18 protein-coding genes and 1 other annotated feature are annotated in these 20,129 nt (G+C 31.7%); all 18 genes read right to left on the bottom strand.

The annotated features are described in order from the left end of the window. Nucleotides 1-194: 194 nt before the first annotated feature. Nucleotides 195-779 (bottom strand): DUF4269 domain-containing protein, encoded by a 585-nt coding sequence (locus RDK80_RS18280; RefSeq protein WP_308525102.1) that lies wholly within the window; start codon nt 777-779, stop codon nt 195-197. A 107-nt stretch (nt 780-886) separates the two neighbouring features. Beyond that, entirely contained in the window at nt 887-1,360 is a 474-nt protein-coding gene (locus RDK80_RS18285; protein WP_308525103.1) for a GNAT family N-acetyltransferase, read from the bottom strand. Nucleotides 1,361-1,379: 19 nt separating this feature from the next. Beyond that, a complete protein-coding gene (locus tag RDK80_RS18290; protein WP_308525104.1) occupies nt 1,380-1,946 on the bottom strand; it encodes a histidine phosphatase family protein in 567 nt (188 codons plus the stop codon). Between the two features lie 37 nt (nt 1,947-1,983). Continuing rightward, nucleotides 1,984-2,454, bottom strand: a complete 471-nt coding sequence (locus RDK80_RS18295; RefSeq protein ID WP_308525105.1) for a GNAT family N-acetyltransferase — start codon at nt 2,452-2,454, stop codon at nt 1,984-1,986. Between the two features lie 130 nt (nt 2,455-2,584). Next, complete coding sequence (locus tag RDK80_RS18300) at nt 2,585-3,319, bottom strand: Type 1 glutamine amidotransferase-like domain-containing protein (protein WP_308525106.1); 735 nt, start codon at nt 3,317-3,319, stop codon at nt 2,585-2,587. A 118-nt stretch (nt 3,320-3,437) separates the two neighbouring features. Then, entirely contained in the window at nt 3,438-4,043 is a 606-nt protein-coding gene (lepB, locus tag RDK80_RS18305) for a signal peptidase I (protein WP_308525107.1), read from the bottom strand. Between the two features lie 229 nt (nt 4,044-4,272). Beyond that, entirely contained in the window at nt 4,273-5,052 is a 780-nt protein-coding gene (locus RDK80_RS18310) for an alpha/beta hydrolase (protein WP_308525108.1), read from the bottom strand. A gap of 123 nt (nt 5,053-5,175) precedes the next feature. Then, nucleotides 5,176-5,931, bottom strand: a complete 756-nt coding sequence (locus RDK80_RS18315) for an alpha/beta fold hydrolase (RefSeq protein WP_308525109.1) — start codon at nt 5,929-5,931, stop codon at nt 5,176-5,178. A gap of 340 nt (nt 5,932-6,271) precedes the next feature. After that, nucleotides 6,272-6,793 (bottom strand): GNAT family N-acetyltransferase, encoded by a 522-nt coding sequence (locus RDK80_RS18320; RefSeq protein ID WP_308525110.1) that lies wholly within the window; start codon nt 6,791-6,793, stop codon nt 6,272-6,274. 42 nt (nt 6,794-6,835) lie between these two features. Further along, nucleotides 6,836-7,087, bottom strand: a complete 252-nt coding sequence (locus RDK80_RS18325) for a hypothetical protein (RefSeq protein ID WP_308525111.1) — start codon at nt 7,085-7,087, stop codon at nt 6,836-6,838. A 161-nt stretch (nt 7,088-7,248) separates the two neighbouring features. Beyond that, nucleotides 7,249-10,353 carry an isoleucine--tRNA ligase gene (gene ileS / locus RDK80_RS18330; protein WP_308525112.1) on the bottom strand — a complete coding sequence of 1,035 codons (3,105 nt, stop codon included), beginning with the start codon at nt 10,351-10,353 and terminating at the stop codon, nt 7,249-7,251. A gap of 303 nt (nt 10,354-10,656) precedes the next feature. Next, nucleotides 10,657-10,874: a binding site (T-box leader), on the bottom strand. A 197-nt stretch (nt 10,875-11,071) separates the two neighbouring features. Continuing rightward, nucleotides 11,072-13,399, bottom strand: a complete 2,328-nt coding sequence (locus RDK80_RS18335; protein WP_308525113.1) for a molybdopterin cofactor-binding domain-containing protein — start codon at nt 13,397-13,399, stop codon at nt 11,072-11,074. Then, nucleotides 13,396-13,848, bottom strand: a complete 453-nt coding sequence (locus tag RDK80_RS18340) for a (2Fe-2S)-binding protein (protein ID WP_094904069.1) — start codon at nt 13,846-13,848, stop codon at nt 13,396-13,398. Before RDK80_RS18340 ends, RDK80_RS18335 begins: the two co-directional genes overlap by 4 nt. Continuing rightward, a complete protein-coding gene (locus RDK80_RS18345; RefSeq protein WP_094904081.1) occupies nt 13,845-14,639 on the bottom strand; it encodes a xanthine dehydrogenase family protein subunit M in 795 nt (264 codons plus the stop codon). Before RDK80_RS18345 ends, RDK80_RS18340 begins: the two co-directional genes overlap by 4 nt. A gap of 1 nt (nt 14,640) precedes the next feature. After that, the gene (locus RDK80_RS18350; protein WP_158220180.1) at nt 14,641-15,441 is read right to left on the bottom strand and encodes a GntR family transcriptional regulator; all 801 of its coding nucleotides are present in this window, start codon (nt 15,439-15,441) and stop codon (nt 14,641-14,643) included. Nucleotides 15,442-15,507: 66 nt separating this feature from the next. Continuing rightward, entirely contained in the window at nt 15,508-16,845 is a 1,338-nt protein-coding gene (locus RDK80_RS18355; protein ID WP_094904080.1) for a uracil-xanthine permease family protein, read from the bottom strand. A gap of 626 nt (nt 16,846-17,471) precedes the next feature. Further along, the gene (locus RDK80_RS18360; protein ID WP_308525114.1) at nt 17,472-18,764 is read right to left on the bottom strand and encodes an NAD(P)-dependent oxidoreductase; all 1,293 of its coding nucleotides are present in this window, start codon (nt 18,762-18,764) and stop codon (nt 17,472-17,474) included. A gap of 19 nt (nt 18,765-18,783) precedes the next feature. Beyond that, a complete protein-coding gene (locus RDK80_RS18365; protein WP_308525115.1) occupies nt 18,784-20,010 on the bottom strand; it encodes an NAD(P)/FAD-dependent oxidoreductase in 1,227 nt (408 codons plus the stop codon). Nucleotides 20,011-20,129: the final 119 nt, after the last annotated feature.

The raw sequence follows: 20,129 nt of genomic DNA on the forward strand, positions 1-20,129 counted from the left end.
AATTTCCAAGGCAAAATAAATTAAATTTTTTCTTGACATTTAATAGCTGGTCTTAATTAAGCTTCTTTATACTTTTTTATATCTATTAATGATTTCTACTAATTAAATTCATCTTCAAATTTGACTATAGAATTAAACATTAGAAACTATGCAATCTAGCTTTTCGCCTTCCTTTTTGTAATATCTTTTGAGAATTAGACACTTATGACCTTCTGCTGACCTCTTACAAATCTAAACAATTCTTCTTCTGATAATAATGATAATTTTAATATTTCTTCAAATGGATCACCCTTTAATCCAAGATATTTTGCAAAGGCTGGTTCTGTCTTCATTCCAGATCTTTTTAATTTTTTTATTTCTTCTTTTAGTTTTTCTCCACCTAAATCAAGTATCTTTTTTTCTATTATCATGTGACGATAGCCATTTTGATTGAAAACAGGTTTTGGCTGTCCAAAAACTTCTATGCAAAAATCATCATACTTAAAACTAGAAAATGATGTCTCTAATCCTCCGATAAACTGTCTCTCAATATGAAAGATATCACATTTTTTATAAAATTGTATTATTGTTTTTTCAAAGACATCATGATTATAGACTTCACAGATAATATCTAAATCACTATCAGATATATCAATATCTATAGGGATTGTTCCGACTAAAACTGGATTATAATTATTTAATATCTCAAATAGATTTAATTTTTTCAGTAATTTATAAGCTGACTTCTGCCTACCATTTCCTTCTTCTAAATAATTGATGTTTCTAAATTGATTTTCCAACTTATATCACCTACTTATAAAACTTAATTTAATATCCTATTGTTTGTGATGTCTTGATGCACATTGTATTAGAATCACCGTCAAATATGCTATGCCCCTTGAGTAAGTTATAATAAATCCATACTCAATCTAATCATATCTCTACACATAATACCATTTTCCACAATTTCTTCCTCATAATGTCTTGTGAAAAAATCCTTATCCACACCTATTATACGAAATCCACATTTCTGATATAATGCAAGTTGCTGCAAACTTGAATTTCCTGTTCCAATTTCTAATGTCTTCGCCCCTTCTTTCCTAGCCATAGATATTGCATGTAAAACTAACCTTTTTCCAATTCCTTTACCTTGCATATTTTCTTTTACCGCGACATTCACAAGTTCCATAGTATTTGGTCTAGTCTTTATTAATACATAAATTCCAACTATTTCATCTGTTTTATATGCAAAGCAAATCCCTCTATGCAAATAATCTTCTACAGCATTTCTCGAAGGATCAGCTAATAATAATAGTTCAAAAGGTATTACATCTGTATCATCTAATCTGCAAATATCATATTTCAATTTTTCTATTTTCATTTGTTTCATTTCTCCCATATTAAATCTTTATATTTATAATACTTTCTATTTTTCCATCTTTAAACTCTAACTTAAATATATCTGGCATTTTCATTGATTTCCAAAAATCATAGTCATATCTTTTATCAAAAAAATTTAAAATCACACCTAAGATTGTCCCATGTGTTCCAATTACAATATCTTCCCCATTATATTTTTCTAAAATACTCTTCAGAGCATCGATTCCTCTAGCTTGTACTTCATTTAAATTTTCTCCTGTTTCTAAGCAATAGTTAAAACTATTCCATTGTTGTCTTGTAAAAGAAATGAAATCTTCAATGGGATAGTTCGCAATTTTTCTTTCTCTAAAATCATCTATTATTTCTATAGTTATTCCTCTATCTTCCGCTATACCTCTTATAGTATTTATTGCTCTTAAATAGGGACTTGATATTACTCTCGATACATCATATTCTTTAAATAATTCTGTTAACCCTAAAGCATCATTATTTCCCTTTTCTGACAATGGTCTACTATATTCATCTGGAATATAATCAACCTCTGCGTGCCTAACTAAATAAATAATTGTATACATCTCTATTTTCACTCTTTCCTCACAATATTATGGGTAAAGCATAAGTAATTCATTCTATATTCATATGTTTAATATAATCGAAGAGTATTAACTTTTCGGTGATTGTATGTTCACTAATCTTTTCATATCCAAACTTTTCATAAAAATAATGATTCCTATAGTTCATATAAGGTGTACTTAAAGTCCATTCTAAAGCTTCTGAAAATTCACTTTCAATAAATTCCATTAATTTAGCCCCTATCCCCTTGTTTTGATAATTAGGACTTAAATATAATCTATTCAAATAAAATTGAGTATCTGATAACTTTCTAACTTCAATTCCTCCTATTATTATGTCATCTAGAAAAACAGTATAGTGAAAAGAATTATTAATTTTTCGTATTAGTTTTTCTATTGGCTCAGTTGCAGGACTTGTATCATAATCTTCATATTTCTCTAGATCTTCTTTGAAAGCTTTCTTTTGTATATCTAATAAGATTTCTGCTTCATTAATCCTAGTTCTTTGAATTTTTATCTCCATAAACCCACCCCTATAACTATAGAATATTTTCCAAATTAAATTACCATATTATAAACAATCTAAAATTTTTATATAAAAATATGTCTCAATAATAAGGCTTATTATAATATCCTGATGAATCAAATTTTAATTAACGTTCAAACAGTTTATTCATATCAATTAAATCATAATTATCTAGTATCTGCTTATATACGATTCCATTTAACTTATATAATTTATAAGCATTTGATTTCTCATCGCTTTTTAATATCTTGAATTTATCATCCTTTATTACTAGTGCACAATTGTTTTCAATAGCTATTCCTATTCCTTCAAATGTTTTCATTATCTCATCAAACCCTTCTCCACCTTTCTCGTTATAATGAGGACAGTGAATAGCATCAATGAAACTAAGTCCATCAATACGTTGATAGTCCCACCAACCATCTTTATTACGAGATAAGTCACTATCACCATGCCCATATCTAAACCAACACATGGAGCCTGCACTTAGGCCAGAAAGTACAATACCTGCTTCATATGCTTCTTTTAGATATTCGTCAACTTTCTTGCTACGCCATACTTCCATCATCTTTACAGTATCTCCACCACCTACGTATATAATATCTGCAGAAAGGATCTTGCTTCTTATTTCTATGTCTGAAAGATTTCCATTTATTAGGTATAATACATCTATCTTACATCCTAATCTCTTTCCATATATATCATTAAATATATCAATATATCCTTGGGGTTCATTACTTGCAGTAGGGATAAAAAGCGCTTTAGGATTTACTTTACCAGCTGACTTAACAATATACTCATCAATTACCCAAGTCTCAAGTTTGCTTATTTCTCCTCCACCAATTGCAACAATTATTCCCATTTTGTTTCCCTCCCCTTTCTATATATTTCTATATACATAATTCAATTGCTATTCCCCAAAGCATTCTTGGGCGACCTTTATGCTAAATAGGGTGTTATCTGATGTAATGATTTTCCACCTATTTTATATCTCCTAATCTATTAATTGGCCAAAATCTAAATACTGCTTTGCCTTCAATACTCTTATAATCTACAAGCCCAAATAATCTACTATCATTACTATTTTCTCTATTATCTCCCATTACAAATAATTTCCCTTCAGGTACAATAACAGGATACTCTATTATCCTTTTAATTGTATTACCTTTAACATATGTCTCTTTTAGCAGTTTATCATTTACGTAGACTTTCTCATCTTGAATATCAATTTTATCTCCTGGAGCCCCTATTACTCTTTTAATAAACCTATTTCTACGAGGTTCTCTATTGAACTTCATTTTCATATCTTCTAATACATTTATAATTCTATCATTAAAATCTTCATTTATTTCCCCTTGAAGAAATACAACAATATCACCAGATTTAGGCTCTGAAAAATGATAAGAGACCTTATCTACATATAATTTTTCTCCCTCAAATAAAGTATTTTCCATAGACCATTGTTTCACTTCAGTTAATGCATATACCTCGCTATTAAGAAATAACACAATTACAAAGGCTATAGATAAATGCAAAATCCATTCTGCCCCCTCCTGTATAATGCTATTTCCTTTTATTTTCTTCATAATTATTTCAACTCCTTAAAATATTATTTAACAACACTATATTTGATTAAAACTAAAAAATCCATGTCTTCTAGATAATGGAATAATATCTGTGATGTCCCTAAACTAGCTCCTAGAGCATTAACACTTAACGTAGCTTCACTCTAAGTAAAAAAGTGTAATGTTCACTCTCCAAGTCGTTTCTTCTTTATGAGTGCCACTTATCAAATAGTCTGTTAGATTATGTTTTTCACTTGCCCAAAACTCTATATTTATTAACAATTTCTGTTATTGCCTCCACAATTAACTCTGGTTCATCATTTTGTACATAGTGTCCACTTTTCTGTGCTGCAATAATTTTACTATTACTAGATAATTTCTTAAATTCAAATTGAAGCTTTTGCTCTACATCTAGAATTTCTTGGTTAGGCCAATCTTTTTTATAATTATCAGGTAATCCTCGAGTTATCACTGTTAATGGGAACTCAAATACACACTTATGTTCATCTACTTGCTTATAGCTTTTAATTTTATCAATTTTTTCAGAATTAAGCATTGGATTACTGTAATATTCTCGATTTGAAATTAGTAAATGATTAGGTAAAACCTTCTCAAAAGCTAATTCTTTATATTCGGGAGCAGCGTCCACTAATATCATTCCTACCACTAAATTTGGATGAATACTTGCAAATAACCTTGATACCAATCCTCCAAAAGAATGTCCTACTAAAATAAAAGGAGGCTTAACTGACACTTTTTGCAAAAGCTCAGACAAATCCTCTACAACATCTAAACATGTACGAGGAATTGCTGAAGTATCACTTCTACCTATTCCTGCTCTATCATAAGAGAAAGTTGTCGTAAATAATGATATCTTATTTTGAACTAGAGCCCATACTTCGTTACTATCACCCATCCCGGCCTCAAATAATACTGTGGGAGATCCATTTATATAATACTTACTAAACAGCTCATATCCATTAATTTTGCTTCGTTCATTTTTATATTTAACTTCTTCTAAACTCTCCATTATATAACTCCTTCAATAAATTTATTTCCACAGCAAATGTGATACACATCATCCTAAAATTACTCCTCGGTGCACTTTTACACAAATACATTGTTACACTACGAAATCTTATATCCCACAATACTAACAAAGATGATTTGTAAACCATTCAGTAGTTAATTTAACTACTATATCAAAATGTTCAAGGAAACTATGGTTTGCTCCATCAATAACTTCTAATTTTGAGTCATTTGAAAGCAATGCCATTGCTGCTTTAGATCTTTCGTAGAGCAGCTTTTCTTCTTCGTCATTATTACCATGAATTATTAAAACTGGGCAATTAACATCTTTTAATAACTCTTTCTGATTAATTAACTCAAAATCTTTTAGAATCCTTTTATCAATTACAATCTTTTTTCGTACTTCTTGTGGTGTGTGCTCTGTTAAATATCCTTTTTCCTCTAATTCTTGCATTTGCTCTTTTGTAAAGAATTCATACCAGTTATACTTAATCGAATCAGTTCCAGCACCTGATAAAACCATTGTTATTATTTCAGGAGTATAACTTTTTAAACAAATAACAGTTCCAAGACTATGCCCATACAGTGCAATTTTTTTATATCCCTTTGACTTTACAAATTGAATTGCTGACTTCAAATCATCCACTTCTTTTTCAACAGTCAGAATATCATCATCACTTTCTCCACAACCACTAAAGTCAAAAAGTAAAGCACTGTAACCTGATTCATTAAATGCCGTAGCAAGCCTTTCAAAACGTCCCTTTGAATGTTTGTTCGACATAAAGCCATGACACATTATAATTATTGATTCAGAAGTAGATGGGTATAGGTGCCCAACTAAGTTTAAGTTTCTTGAGTTTTTAAATCTAACTCGTTCCATCATCTTTCCCTCCTAACAATTCAGCTTAAAGTTTAACCCCTATATTAAGGTATACTATAGCAGTTCTGGTTACCAACTCCTGCGAAGTATGAGCAGGTATGCGTAGTGAATGGCAACATTTTGTTAAGTGCTACTGCAATCAAACCCCATTCTTTAGCACTATAAAACCTTTTCTCCCCTTCATTTTCCCACAAAATTTCTTACAATATACTATTCTACAAATTTTGCTAAACTCCTTCTTTTATCACTAAATACTTCTTAAATAAAAACAAGGCAAATAGCTTTCACCATTTACCTTATTTCATCAACAGAGATAAACCTTTTCTCATTATTTAATTATTTAAGCTTTGAAGCTTATTTGATTTACTATTCCACATTCTACAAAGCCCACATTCTTATAAGCCTTATTTGAAGCCGGATTTGACAAATCTGTATAAAGCATTGGTATCTTATTCTCATTATATATAATTTTACTTAGTTCACTAACCAATGCCCCTGCATATCCTTTTTTACGATGTGATGGCGGAGTATATACTTCATTTATTCTCCCATGTCTAGGAGAACGATGGGCAATATTAGCCATTGACACAATTTCATTACTATTTTTCCAGACATAGAAATTATCACTGAGTATATAAGACCTTGCGGCTTTAAATTGTTTATCCATTGTCGTGCTTATACCAAAGCAATCTTGTATAAATCCTCCAAAAAATTCAGATATAATTTCTACATCTTCCAAAGATGGTTTACTAATTGAGCCACTAACATGCATTGGAAAATTTATATTGGGACAATAATATGATTCCATACACATGGATATTTTCCAAGTTATATTCTTCCGCTTTGCATAATTATTTGCCAAAAACTCAGCTATTTCTGGTTTCGCAACAAACTCTAAACTATCCTATTCTTTAAACAAATTATAAAAACCATCCGCTAACTCTTTATATTCTTGTTCTTCTACATCTTTATCAGTCCATATCCATGCAGGATGGTGTGGTGAAGATTGTGCAATAATAACTTTGCCATTTTCACTTTTTATCAAAATAGGATCATCTGACTCCCTAATACGGTGCATCAAATTAAACCTAACTTCTTCTGTTATAAATGGTTTAGTGTTAAAAACATTTGAGGATTTATCAAATGGTATAAACATATAAATTCCCCCTTTATAAAAAAAAGATTCTATCGAAGCAATTAGAGATTTTTATTAAACACATTTAGATTGGTTTTTTTGAAAAACCAAAAATAAGTAAGTACTTTCCTATGGGTTATAAGCAAGGTAGATAGCTCTTGCTATCTACCTTGTTCTAATTTCTATTCTATTTTTTCTAATCTTATTCCTGTCATTTGTCCATTTAAGTCTTGCTTTTCTAAACTTTCTTCTGTTACTCTTTCTATGGATTTAGCTAGAGTCTCAGATTTAATAAATGCATCATACTCATCTAAAGCTGCCTTAATGTCATCAGATCCATCATAGAATATATTTATATTATCTAGAACCTCATATCCATTATTCTTTCTCATTTGCTGAACCTTGGATACGAATTCTCTTGCATATCCTTCATTGATTAAATCAGGAGTTAAAGTTGTATCCAATATTACAAATAGATTGTTTTCCATTGCCACATCAAAGCCTTCTTTAGATGATATGGTAACTAATACATAATCCTTTTCTATTTCTGTATCTTCACCATCTAGGTTTAATACTAATTTCTCACCTGATTCTAACTTTTCTACTGTAGCATGTGCATTAAGTTCACTTAAAGCTTTTCCAAAGGATTTTATCTTCCCACCAAGTATTGAACCTGCAACCTTGAAATTTGGTTTTAAAGAATAATTCATGAATTGAGATAAATCTCTTTCAAACACTACTTCTTTAACATTCAATTCTTCCATTATTAGAGGAACTAAATCTTTTATTTGTTCCTCATATTTTCCGTCTATCACTACTTCTTTAAGGGGCTGGCGTACTTTTATCTTTACTGACTCACGAGATGCACGACCAAGTCCCACTAAATCTCTTACTAAATCCATTTTTTCTTCTATTGCTTTATTTATTAAATCCTCATTTGTGTCTGGATAATATGATAAATGTACTGATTCATCTTCTGTCAGATTTTGATATATTTCCTCGGAAATAAATGGTACAAATGGAGCTACCATTTTACATAATCCTGCAAGTATTTCATAGGTTGTATTATATACTGCTTTTTTATCATCATCTAACTCTGTTGACCAAAATCTTCTTCTATTTCTTCTGATATACCAGTTAGATAGATCTTCTATTACAAATTCTTGAATATCTCTTACAACCTTTGTTAGTTCAAAGATATCCATATTTGCTTTTACTTCCTTTAAAAGACTATTATATTTTGAAAGTATCCATCTATCTATTTCAGGTCTATCTTTGTATTCAATGAAAAATTCTCTTGGATTTATACCATCAGTATTCGCATATAATGAGAAGAAATTGTATACATTTCTTATGGATCTAAAGAATTTACTCTCTACTTCTCTAAGACCATCTTCGTCGAATTTTGTTGGTGTCCATGGTGGAGATACATAGATTATATACCATCTTAGAACATCTGCACCGTATCTATCAAATAAATCAAATGGATCTACTGTATTCCCTCTTGACTTAGACATTTTCTTTCCTTCTTTATCTAATACTAAGTCATTTACAAGTACATTTTTATATGGTGATTTACCTGTTACAAAGGTTGAAATAGCCAATAGTGAATAGAACCATCCCCTCGTTTGATCTATACCTTCGCAGATAAAATCTGCTGGGAATAATAAATCGAAGTCATCTTTATGTTCAAATGGATAATGATGTTGTGCAAATGGCATAGCACCACTATCAAACCAAACATCTACTACATCTTTTTCTCTCGTCATTGTGCCATTGCATTTTTCACATTTTAAATGAATATTATCTACATATGGTCTATGAAGTTCTATACTCATATCTATATCTTCTATAGCTTTTTCTACTAATTCTGCTCTTGAACCTACTGAAGTTATATGACCGCAGTCATTACATCTCCATATAGGTAATGGCGTACCCCAATATCTAGATCTTGAAATTGCCCAATCATTTAAGTTTTCAAGCCAGTTTCCAAATCTCTTTTCTCCTACAAATTCTGGATACCAATTTACACCATTGTTGTTCTCTATTAACTTATCTTTCAGTTTAGTTATTTCTATATACCAAGAAGGTTTTGCATAATATAATAATGGTGTTTTACATCTCCAACAATGTGGATAGTTATGAGCTACCTTTTCTTTCTTATACATCTTTCCTTCTTCTTTAAGCCATTTTATTATATCAAGGTCTGCATCCATTACGAATTTACCTTCCCAAGGAGTTTGAGTAAATTTGCCGTCCTCTGATACTGGCTGAATAACTGGTAAACCGTATCTCATTCCAGTATTATAGTCATCTTCCCCAAATGCAGGTGCAGTATGAACTATTCCTGTTCCATCCTCTGTGGTTACATAATCTGCTACTGTCACAAAGAATGCTTTTCCTTCTACATTTATAAATGGAATTAGTTGTTCATATTCAATAAATTCTAAATCCTTACCCTTTAGCTCCCCTAATACTTCATAGTCTTCACCTAATACCTTATTAGCTAAGACCTTTCCTACATAGTATATTTCATCATTTTGTTTAACTTTCAAATAAGTTTCTACGGCATTTACTGTTAAGGAAACATTAGATGGAAGAGTCCAAGGAGTTGTAGTCCAAGCCAAGAAATATTCATTTCTATCTTTTAGCTTAAACTTTGCTATTACTGTATCTGTCTTTATTTCTTCATACCCTTGTGCAACCTCATGAGAAGCAAGACCTGTACCACATCTAGAGCAATATGGCAGTATTTTATGTCCTTCATATATCAAACCTTCTTTATTAAATTTATCTAATATCCACCATACCGATTCAATATAATCGTTTTCTAATGTTATATATGGGTTATCTAAATCTATTAGATATGCCATTCTTTCTGTCATATCTCTCCAAAGTTTTTCATATTGAAAAACAGATTCTTTACATTGCTTGTTAAATGCTTCTAATCCATAGGATTCAATATCATGTTTATTTTTCAAATTTAATCTTTTCTCTACTTCGATCTCTACCGGAAGTCCATGAGTATCCCAGCCTGCTTTTCTCTTTACTTGATAGCCTTGCATAGTCTTATATCTACATGTTAAATCCTTTAATGTCCTAGACATTACATGATGTATACCTGGTTTCCCATTTGCCGTGGGAGGTCCTTCAAAAAACACATATGGCTTCTTTTCATCTCTTGAAGTAACCGATTTATGAAGTAAATCTATTTCTTGCCAGTATTTGCTAATATTATGCTCTCTGACCTTTACAGGTTCATTTAATAATTCATTAAACCTTTTCACTTTTTTCATCCTTTCATTATAGAATCATCGCAGTTTCGCTGTACAAATTCATTTGCTACCTCTATTTACCCTGTAGGGTATAGTTCAGTGGTGTCCCTTAGGACCTATCGTTCGTTGTGTTAGGTCATTTTACGCAGTTTCCCAACTCAAATCTATTTGCTCGCTACGCTCGCATAGATTTGGTCCTAACGGACACTCCTAATGAGAAATTCTACATTAAGGTTGGTGCTCATTGCGTTTGACCTACTAAACCTCACTATCGTTCGCTAAGTTAGGTCATAAAAAAAACCCCTAAGTCAAAGACTTAGGGACGAAATTTCCGCGGTACCACCCAAATTACAAGAATTAAAATAAATACTTCTTGTCACTTAATAAGTATAACGTCTTCACGTAATACCTTACTCTTTTCAGGTATTATGCTCAAAGGTGATCTTCACAAAGCTATTTATAATAATCTCACACCAAATGATTATCTCTCTTTAATAAATTATCTCTGCTACTGTCCTTATCAATGCATAGATTTTCACTTGTATAATAATATACCTTATTTACAAGTATTTGTCAAGAAAAAGCAAAATAAATTTATAAATTAGCATATTAGTAAATGGCTAATTAAATATAAGAAAAATGTATATCGACGTACTAAAAGTAGAACTTTTCTATTCACTGTAAAATTATATCATATATGCTCTATTTTATTAAAAATAACTTATGAAAATCAAAGGATACTTCTATTCCTTTTCATTAGTAGCATTTTTACTTTTTCAGGAGTTATAGGCAGCTCCCTTATTCTAATTCCTACTGCATTAAATACAGCATCAGCAACTGCAGGAGAAACTGAATTTGTGACAACTTCTCCAATGGATTTTGCACCAAATGGACCCGTAGCATCATATCCATCTGCAAAATCCACAATTATATTATTAATGTCCATTCTGCATGGAATCTTATACTGCATCATACTATTAGTTATAAGCTTGCCAAATTTTGTTTCCTTTACTTCTTCAAATAATGCCATTCCTATTCCTTGTACTATTCCTCCTTCTGCCTGTATTCTAGCTAACTTAGGATTAATCACAGTCCCACAGTCTATAATAGATACAAAATTTATCAAATCTACTTTTCCTGTTTCAATATCAACCTCTACTTCAGCAAAACCTGATATAAAAGGAGGTGCTATATCTACAGTACCGAAAGATCCTGTAGCAGTCAATTGAGCATGAGGCATTTTATATATAAGTTTATTGCTTAAATCTGATAATGATATTGACTTGCTCCCATCTTTGCTCTTAAAATTAACTCCATCAAATTTAATCTCTGATAACTCTATTCTCAAAATTCTAGCAGCTTCTTCTTCTATCATAGTTCTCATCTTAAAGGCTGCATTTTTCACTGCATTGCCAGAGAAATATGTAGTTCCAGAAGCGTACGCTCCAACATCAAATGGAGTGAGTTCAGTATCTGCAGAAAATACCGTTATACTATTAACTGATATTCCTAATGCCTCTGCAGCTATTTGCTTCAAAATAGTATCACTTCCAGTGCCTATATCTGCTGCACCTGTCAGCAAAGTAAATTTCCCTCCATCATCAAGCTTTATGGTAGCAGAAGCAGTATCTATTCCCGGTATTCCAGAACCCTGCATGGCAATAGCCATTCCTACTCCTCTTATTACTGTAGGAGAAATTTCTATCCTTGGAAACTTATTATCCCAATCCATAAGTTCTTTTCCTCTTTTAACACAATATTCAAGTTCGCAGCTATTCATAATAATGGGATTTTTACCTGCTCCAACAGTAGTTATATTAAATATCTCTGAAGTTTCTCCTTTTTTTATCATGTTCTTTTCTCTAAGTTCTAAAGGATCCATATTCAATTTATAAGCTAATTCATTCACCGCTGATTCTAATGCAAAGGTACCTTGGGTTACACCATAACCCCTGAAGGCTCCTCCTGGGGTACGATTGGTATATACTGCTTTACCAGTAAATCTTGATGCCTTTGTTTTATTATATAAAGGTAAAGTTTTATATCCTGCTGAGCCTAATACAGTGCTGGCATGTTCTCCATATGCTCCAGTATCTGACAGGGCTTTCATATCTATAGCTTTAATATTTCCATTTTTATCAGAACCAATAGTAACTCCTATTTTCATTGCATGCCTTGAAGATGTAGATTCAAAAGTTTCTCTTCTGTTATAAATTATTTTTGATGGCTTACCTGTTTTATATGTTACCAGTGCAAGGTAAAATTCCGCCTGAGCATTTTGTTTTCCCCCAAATCCTCCTCCGATTCTAGGTTTAATAACTCTTACCTTATTTACTGGAATTCCTAAAGACTTAGCAACATGTCTTCTAACATGGAAAGGAACTTGAGTTGATGATACTACAACAAGCGTTCCATATTGATCTATATATGAATATGCCCTGTATGTTTCCATCATAGTATGCGCTGTAGCCTGTGTAGAATATTCCTCATTCACAATCACATCACAGTTTTTCAATATTTCTTCAACACCGCCAACTTCAAAGCTATATTCTGCAGCAATATTTTTTTCTGGATTAAATCCTTTATCCATGTTCGTAAAACATCTATCTCTAAAATGTATTTTACTTTTACTTTCTTCTGCTTTCATCATATCCAAAACTGGCTCATATACCTCATAATCCACTTTTATAAGTTTTATTGCCTTAAGTGCCGTTTCCTCTGTATCTGCAGCAACTATTGCGACTTCATCTCCAATATATCTTACATATTCATCTAAAATATATTTATCATAAGTTGATGGCTCAGGATATGATTGGCCTGCTCTTGTATATAGATACTTCGGTACATTCTCATGGGTAAAAATACATTCAACTCCCGGAATTTTTTTTGCATTTTCGATATTTATACTTTTTATTCTGGCAAATGCATAAGGACTTCTTAGTATTTTAATTATAAGACAACTCTTAGATGCAAGATCATCGGTATATACAGGTTTCCCCGTAACCAACCCCATTCCATCTACTTTTGATATTCCTTTCCCTATAGCATATCCACTCATTCCTTCACCTCCATATATTTCATTATTCCTCTAAGCTGTCCTACATATCCTGTACATCTGCATAGATTTCCAGTTAAATATTGAGATATATCTCTTTTAGTAGGATTTTTAAGCTCATTTTTCATTGCAATAACAGTCAAAATAAGTCCTGGACTACAATATCCACATTGTTCTGCTCCTTCGGAGACTAAAAGTTCTCCAAGCTTTTTCTCCTCATCAGCAATTCCTTCAATTGTAGTTATATGTTTATTCTCTGCTCTAACTGCAAAATATGAACAAGATAAAATTGGTTTTCCATCTATCAGTATAGTACATACACCACAGCAACCTGTATCACATGCTCTTTTTACACTAAGATATCCATAACGTCTTAGAACTTCAGAAAGATACTCATCTGGTCTGACATCTAAAGATTTCTTGCATTCATTTATATATAAGTTTATAATCATCTCTGCACCTCCAATAATGCTCTTTTAACAAGTATCTTAGAAATTTCTTTCCTATATTCACAAGTTCCTCTATTATTGGTTCCGAAATGAATTTCCTCCGATACTAGTTCTCCAGCTTTAGTTGCAGTATCTTCATTGACTTCAACATTACTTATGTATTCCATGGCTTCATATGCTAATATTGCAGCTCTAGGTCTTGCTCCAATTGATATTCTATACTTTCCATTTACTCTACTAACCCCTGCACTCAATATGGCATAATCCACTGCAGAATTTCTTATGGTTTGAAAATCTGCTCCCTTTATATTCTTTTTGATAATTACTTTTTCTAAGATATCCTTTCTGTAGTCTTTCTCCTTAAGATACTCTTCTAAGGATATCCTACCTCCCTTATATAAATAAATATCTGCATCTAATGCCAATAAAGCTGTAATTGGATCTGAAAATCCATATCTTGAGTAGACTGTTGCACCTATTGTAGCTGTATTTCTAAGCTGAACTCCAATTATATGCTTAACAGAATCCTCAATTATATTTCCAAAATTATTCTTTAATATCTGTGAAGTTTCAATATCCCTTAGGCTAGTCATCCCCCCGATTTCAACTTCTTCCTCTAGCTCATTTATATATTCAATCCCAGTCTGTGACAAATCTATAGCCAAACCGATTTTCCTATTTCCCATTCTCAAAAAGCATCCTCCTCCAATTAATCTAGCTGATTTCTTGGAAACAAATGCAGAATATGCTTCATCTAAACTTTTAGGTAATAAATAATCCCCAAATGTTATCATTTTAATCACCAGTCCTCTTATTAATGCTAGAACCAAGTTTGCTAAGCTTTGCACCATAATTGCTTCTCAATGCATTAAATCTAATGAGTTCATCTACATAATACTCCGAATTATACATTACCACTTTTCCATCAGTAGCGTATTTGATTACATCAGCTCTAAGCAATGGAGAGTTTATATCTAAATTTAGTATCTCAGACAAATCCTTAGTAACCAATTCAGGGATTAATTCCATATAGTCATGACTGAATTCAAAATTAGTATTTTCTTCAATGAAATCAAACATAGACTGCCCAAAAAGTTCTTCAGAAAAATCCAAGTCTTTTAATATCTTCTTGGGTAATCTATTTATGCAATATACGGCTTGCTTTCCATCTGCGAAAAATATCTTTTCTACAATAAGTATTTCTTCTCCTCTTTTTATATTTAAAATTTCTGCAGTCTTCTCATCAGCCTTATCCCACCTATGAGAAAGTACATCTACCTCCAAATCATATCCGCAATCTTTTAAAAAACTCCCCAGTTCTCCAGTATAATCAATATTTTCAGAGAGCTTTCTTGCAAATGTAGTAATCATAGTGTTACTTCCTTGACTCTTAGATATCAGCCCTTCATTTTCCAATACCTTCAATGCCTCTCTAATAGTCAGTCTGGAAATCCCCATATTCTTTGCTATAGTACCTTCTGAAGGCAATTTTGAACTATCTCCATTCTCCATATTCAAAATATATTCTCTAAGATATTCTATTGTCTGCTGAACCATGGTCTGCTTATTGATTTTATGCATATCTCCAATATTCATATTTATTCTTCCTTTCATAGATACTTTTTTTGAAATTGATAATATTATAAATTCCATTAATATAATCTAATTTTCTTGCCTCTCCTTATCATCCGATTCATCTTTAGGTAGTATTAAGTTTAATATTATAGCCGTTAGTGTGGAAATCACAACTGACGAACTTCCAAATACAGTATCTACCCATGCAGGAAATCCAGCTAATGAACCTGGAACTGATGTAATCCCTACCCCTAAAGCTACTGCTAATCCGACTATAGCTGTATTTCTTGGAGTTAACTTAGAGGAGGATATCATTTTTATTCCAGTCATTGTTATCATTGAAAACACCGAAATCGTAGCTCCCCCTATAACTGCCTGAGGTATAGTCGTAAGTAATGATGCAAATTTAGGTATTAATCCTGCTACCAGAAAAATAATTGCGGCAAAAACAAATACCATCTTATTTACAACACGATTAACAGTTATGATTCCAACATTTTGACTATAAGTTGCCGTAGGCAGTCCACCAAAGAATGCACTGATAATGCTAGTTACACCATTTGCTTTTATTCCTCCAGATAACTCCCTATCCATCGGCTCTCTATCTAGCCCCCCAATAGTTGTTGATGATAAATCTCCTATAGCCTGAACTGCATTTACTATATATATTATAACCATAGAAATGATGGAGCTAATTTCAAATTTAATTCCAAAGTGCATCGGAGCAACTATTTTAAACCATCCTGATTCTGAAACCGTATCAAAAGATATAATTCCGAGCATTAAGGATATAACATATCCTACTATCATTCCTATTAATATGGCCGCCAACTTTATTGAACCTTTTGTAAAATATGTAAGAAAAACAACTACTCCAAATGTAATCATGGCAATCATCCAGTTCTGAGGCGAACCAAAATTAGGATTTCCTGCACCACCAGCCATATATCTAATAGCAACAGGATAAAGTGATAGTCCTATTGTAAATATTACAGTTCCAGTTACTATAGGTGGAAAAAATCTTCTAAGTTCCTTTACGTACATACCTACTATGAATGCAGCTATTCCTCCTGCTATCTGTGCACCAAAAATTGCAGCTATGCCAAACTGCCCTCCAATTGCAAGTATAGTAGGCACATAAGCAAAGCTGGTACCAATAATTACAGGCAGTCCAGAGCCTATGCCCTTTATTGGAAATAACTGTAACAAGGTTGCAAGAGCTGTTATAATAAGTGAAATTTGAACTAATATTGTTCTATCAGCTGAATCTAAACCAGTAACATTTGCTACCAATAATGCTGGGGTAACTACACCAACAATTGCAGCTACAACGTGCTGAAATCCCAGAGGTATGACCTCCTTAACCTTTGGAATCCCTTCCATTTCAAAAATTGTACCTGATATTTTTACTGAATTCTCTTTCATCACAAACCCATCCCCATTTCCATAAATATTTTTTATGATACCCTTATGAACATATTATCTTATCAACTTATCTGATATGTTTGAAGATAGTTTATATTATAACATTCAATTTTAAATTATATAAATTTTACAAATTTTCAATAATATGGGGTTGCGATAATAATATATCAATGTCGAATTGATAAAATTTATACATAGAGATATTCTCACTATATTGATATAATCATGTATAAATTGATATTATCTTTATTATATAATTTATACAAAATAATATATCCAATATAAAATATTTTTGATTTCTCCCTATACTATTAAAATAAAAAACGCTTCTATGGAAGTGTTAAATATATCTAGTATTTTTAATGTTTTAAAAAATAGGAAATGAATTCGAGATGAAAAATTAAATTATTGCAGAATATATCAATAGAATTAACAGAAAATTATAATATTCATATAAAAATTTCTCGATATGTTAGTCAATATGTTAGCACCTATTCTTTAGATATAGAAAGTAAGGCAGATTTCAATAATTTAGATAACTCTTAAATTGATTATGCAAAGGAGAATTTAAATTGCAATTTTCTCCTTTGCTTTTTTATTATTTTATATTCTTTCATTAAATTGCCTTACGCTCTTTTTTCCTGCTCCATTCTTAATTTGTATATAGTAGTATTAGTATCTAAATCTACCATATCATAGGTAATACATTCACCCTTTTTAATGTCTCTTTTAATTACTGCATTATTGTTTATAAGTCCTATTGGCACTAAGTTTTCACTCTTTGCGACTTCGCAAGTATCTATACTTCCTAAAACAGTATATTCTCCTATACCATCTAATCTTTCGCCTTTTTTCAAGTCCTTCTTAGCCATCGTAATTACTTCTGCCACTGTTTTTTCATATGCAGGTGCAATAGTAGCTTCCTTATAAAAGTAAGCTTTTGCTATTGAAATTGGTGTTTCTAAACTAGTTAAATGGTATGGTCTATAAAGTACATAGTTTGGTCCAGATCCCATTTTTAAAAATTGCATTTCGTGATGTACTTGGGGAAGTGATGTAGTTACAATAGCAAATACTCCTGGAGCTACACCATGGGCATAATCCACTATTCTATATTTATTCAGTATTCCTCCCTCTTCCTTGAGACTATATACCTTTGGTAAATCATTTACTTCCGTTGTTGGCCCATAACCGCCTCGTATATCTGGAATAAATCCTGTACTATTTGCCATTGCTGCCATTTCTACCATGGTATTTGTTCCATCAATAAAAGAAGCTAGTTTAATAGGATTTAACTTTGACTTTAAGGCTTTTTCTCTTATACTATCTGGTGTTGCCTCATAATCGATCGGATTGTTTTTTCCCTTACCTATTGCTAATACTTCAAATCCAGCTGCCTCTGCAAAATCAAAAATTTCTTTAACTGATCCTGGTTCATCTCCCGCTGTGCCAGTATACACTACACCCGCTTTCTTAGCCATCTTATTAAGTATAGGTCCTACTACAACATCTGCCTCCACATTCAACATCACAATGTGCTTCTTATTTTCTATTGAATCTAATGCTATTCTTGCCCCTGCATCCGGTACACCTGTAGCATCTACAACCACATCAACTAAATTTGGCTTAGTAGCATATTCGGTTATATCTGTTACAACATATTTATTACTTTCCATAGCGATATTAATTTCACTAAGCGTCCTAGCTATTACAATATCATCCTTCGATATACCTGCTAAGGTATATGCTTCTACTGCATCAGATATTTTGTTGCTAACGACTAAGGAGGGCTCCATACCTTTTACTAGCATCATCTGACTTACTAGTCCCTTTCCCATAAGCCCCGCACCTATTATAGATACCTTTATATGCTTGTTGCTTTCATCTAATTCTTTTAATTTATTATTTAGACTTGTCATTTATTTTCCTCCATTATACTTAGTTCTTGGCCGCATTTAATCCTGCGATATAACCTGATGACCATGCCCATTGAAGGTTAAATCCTCCACAATCTCCATCTATATCTAGTAACTCTCCTACTATATAGAGTCCTTCAACTATTTTTGATTCCATAGTTTTACTGTTAATTTCATCAGTATTTACTCCACCTGCTGTTACCTGAGCATTACCCCAAGATTGAGACCCTATTACCTTAAAATGCCAAGAAGTAAGTATTTGTGATAATTTTATTATTTCATCTTTAGACAAAAATCCTAGATTTTTATTCTTATCTATATTTAATTCTTTAAGTATTGGAATAATAAGTCTTTTATTTATTAGTCCTATTAATCCAATCTCTACAGTCTTTTTATCATTAAAATTAAATCTATTTACTAGGTACTGAAATAATTCTTCCTGACTTCTTGTATGGATTATAGATACTCTTAATTCTACAGATTTACCTTTATTAATATATTCCAAAGCTGTTCTGCTTAATTGAAGAATTGGAGGACCTGAGATACCATATGATGTAAATAAAATATCCCCACTATCCTCTAATATTAATTTATTATCTACATATATTCCGGCTACTCCAAGAAATTTCACCCCATCTAATGACTTGAGAAATCCACTTTCAAGTTTCAATTGCACTAGACCTGGAAATACATCTGTAACTGTATGACCTAGTTTCTTGCATAAAGTATATCCATTACCATCAGAGCCACTGGATGGCAATGCCATACCCCCTGTAGCTATTATTACCTTATCTCCTTCAAAAGTTCGCTTATCTTTAAGTATTACAGTAAATTTTTTTCTCTTTTTTATTTCAGATACTTGTGCTTCCGTAATTAATTCAATTTTTTGTGTTTCTATCTCATATCTTAATACATCCAGCATAGATGAAGATTGAAAAGATAAAGGAAAAACCTTTCCATTATCCTCTATAGCTGGTGTTATTCCTAATCTTTCAAAAAATTCCATAGTCATTTCTACATTAAACTCAGCCAATGCACTATATGCAAATATAGGATTATTGCCATGATAATTATTTATACTCAAATTTTTATTTGTATAATTACATCTTCCATTTCCTGTAGCTAAAAGTTTTTTTCCTACTCTATCATTTCTCTCTAATATTATAATCTCTCCACCGTTTTTCTTTGCTGATAAAGCCGCCATCATTCCCGCAGCTCCTCCGCCGATAATTATTATTCTCTTGCTCATAGAAAAACTCCTTTATAAACTTACTCTGCTATCTATTTTATACTTTATTCATAGTTTTGTCTATTTTAACAAAATAATTAATTAGTCAGAATGGAATTTAAGTCCCTTTGATATAAGTA

The organism is uncultured Tissierella sp. (assembly GCF_902479755.1).
Lineage (GTDB): Bacteria > Bacillota > Clostridia > Tissierellales > Tissierellaceae > Tissierella > Tissierella carlieri.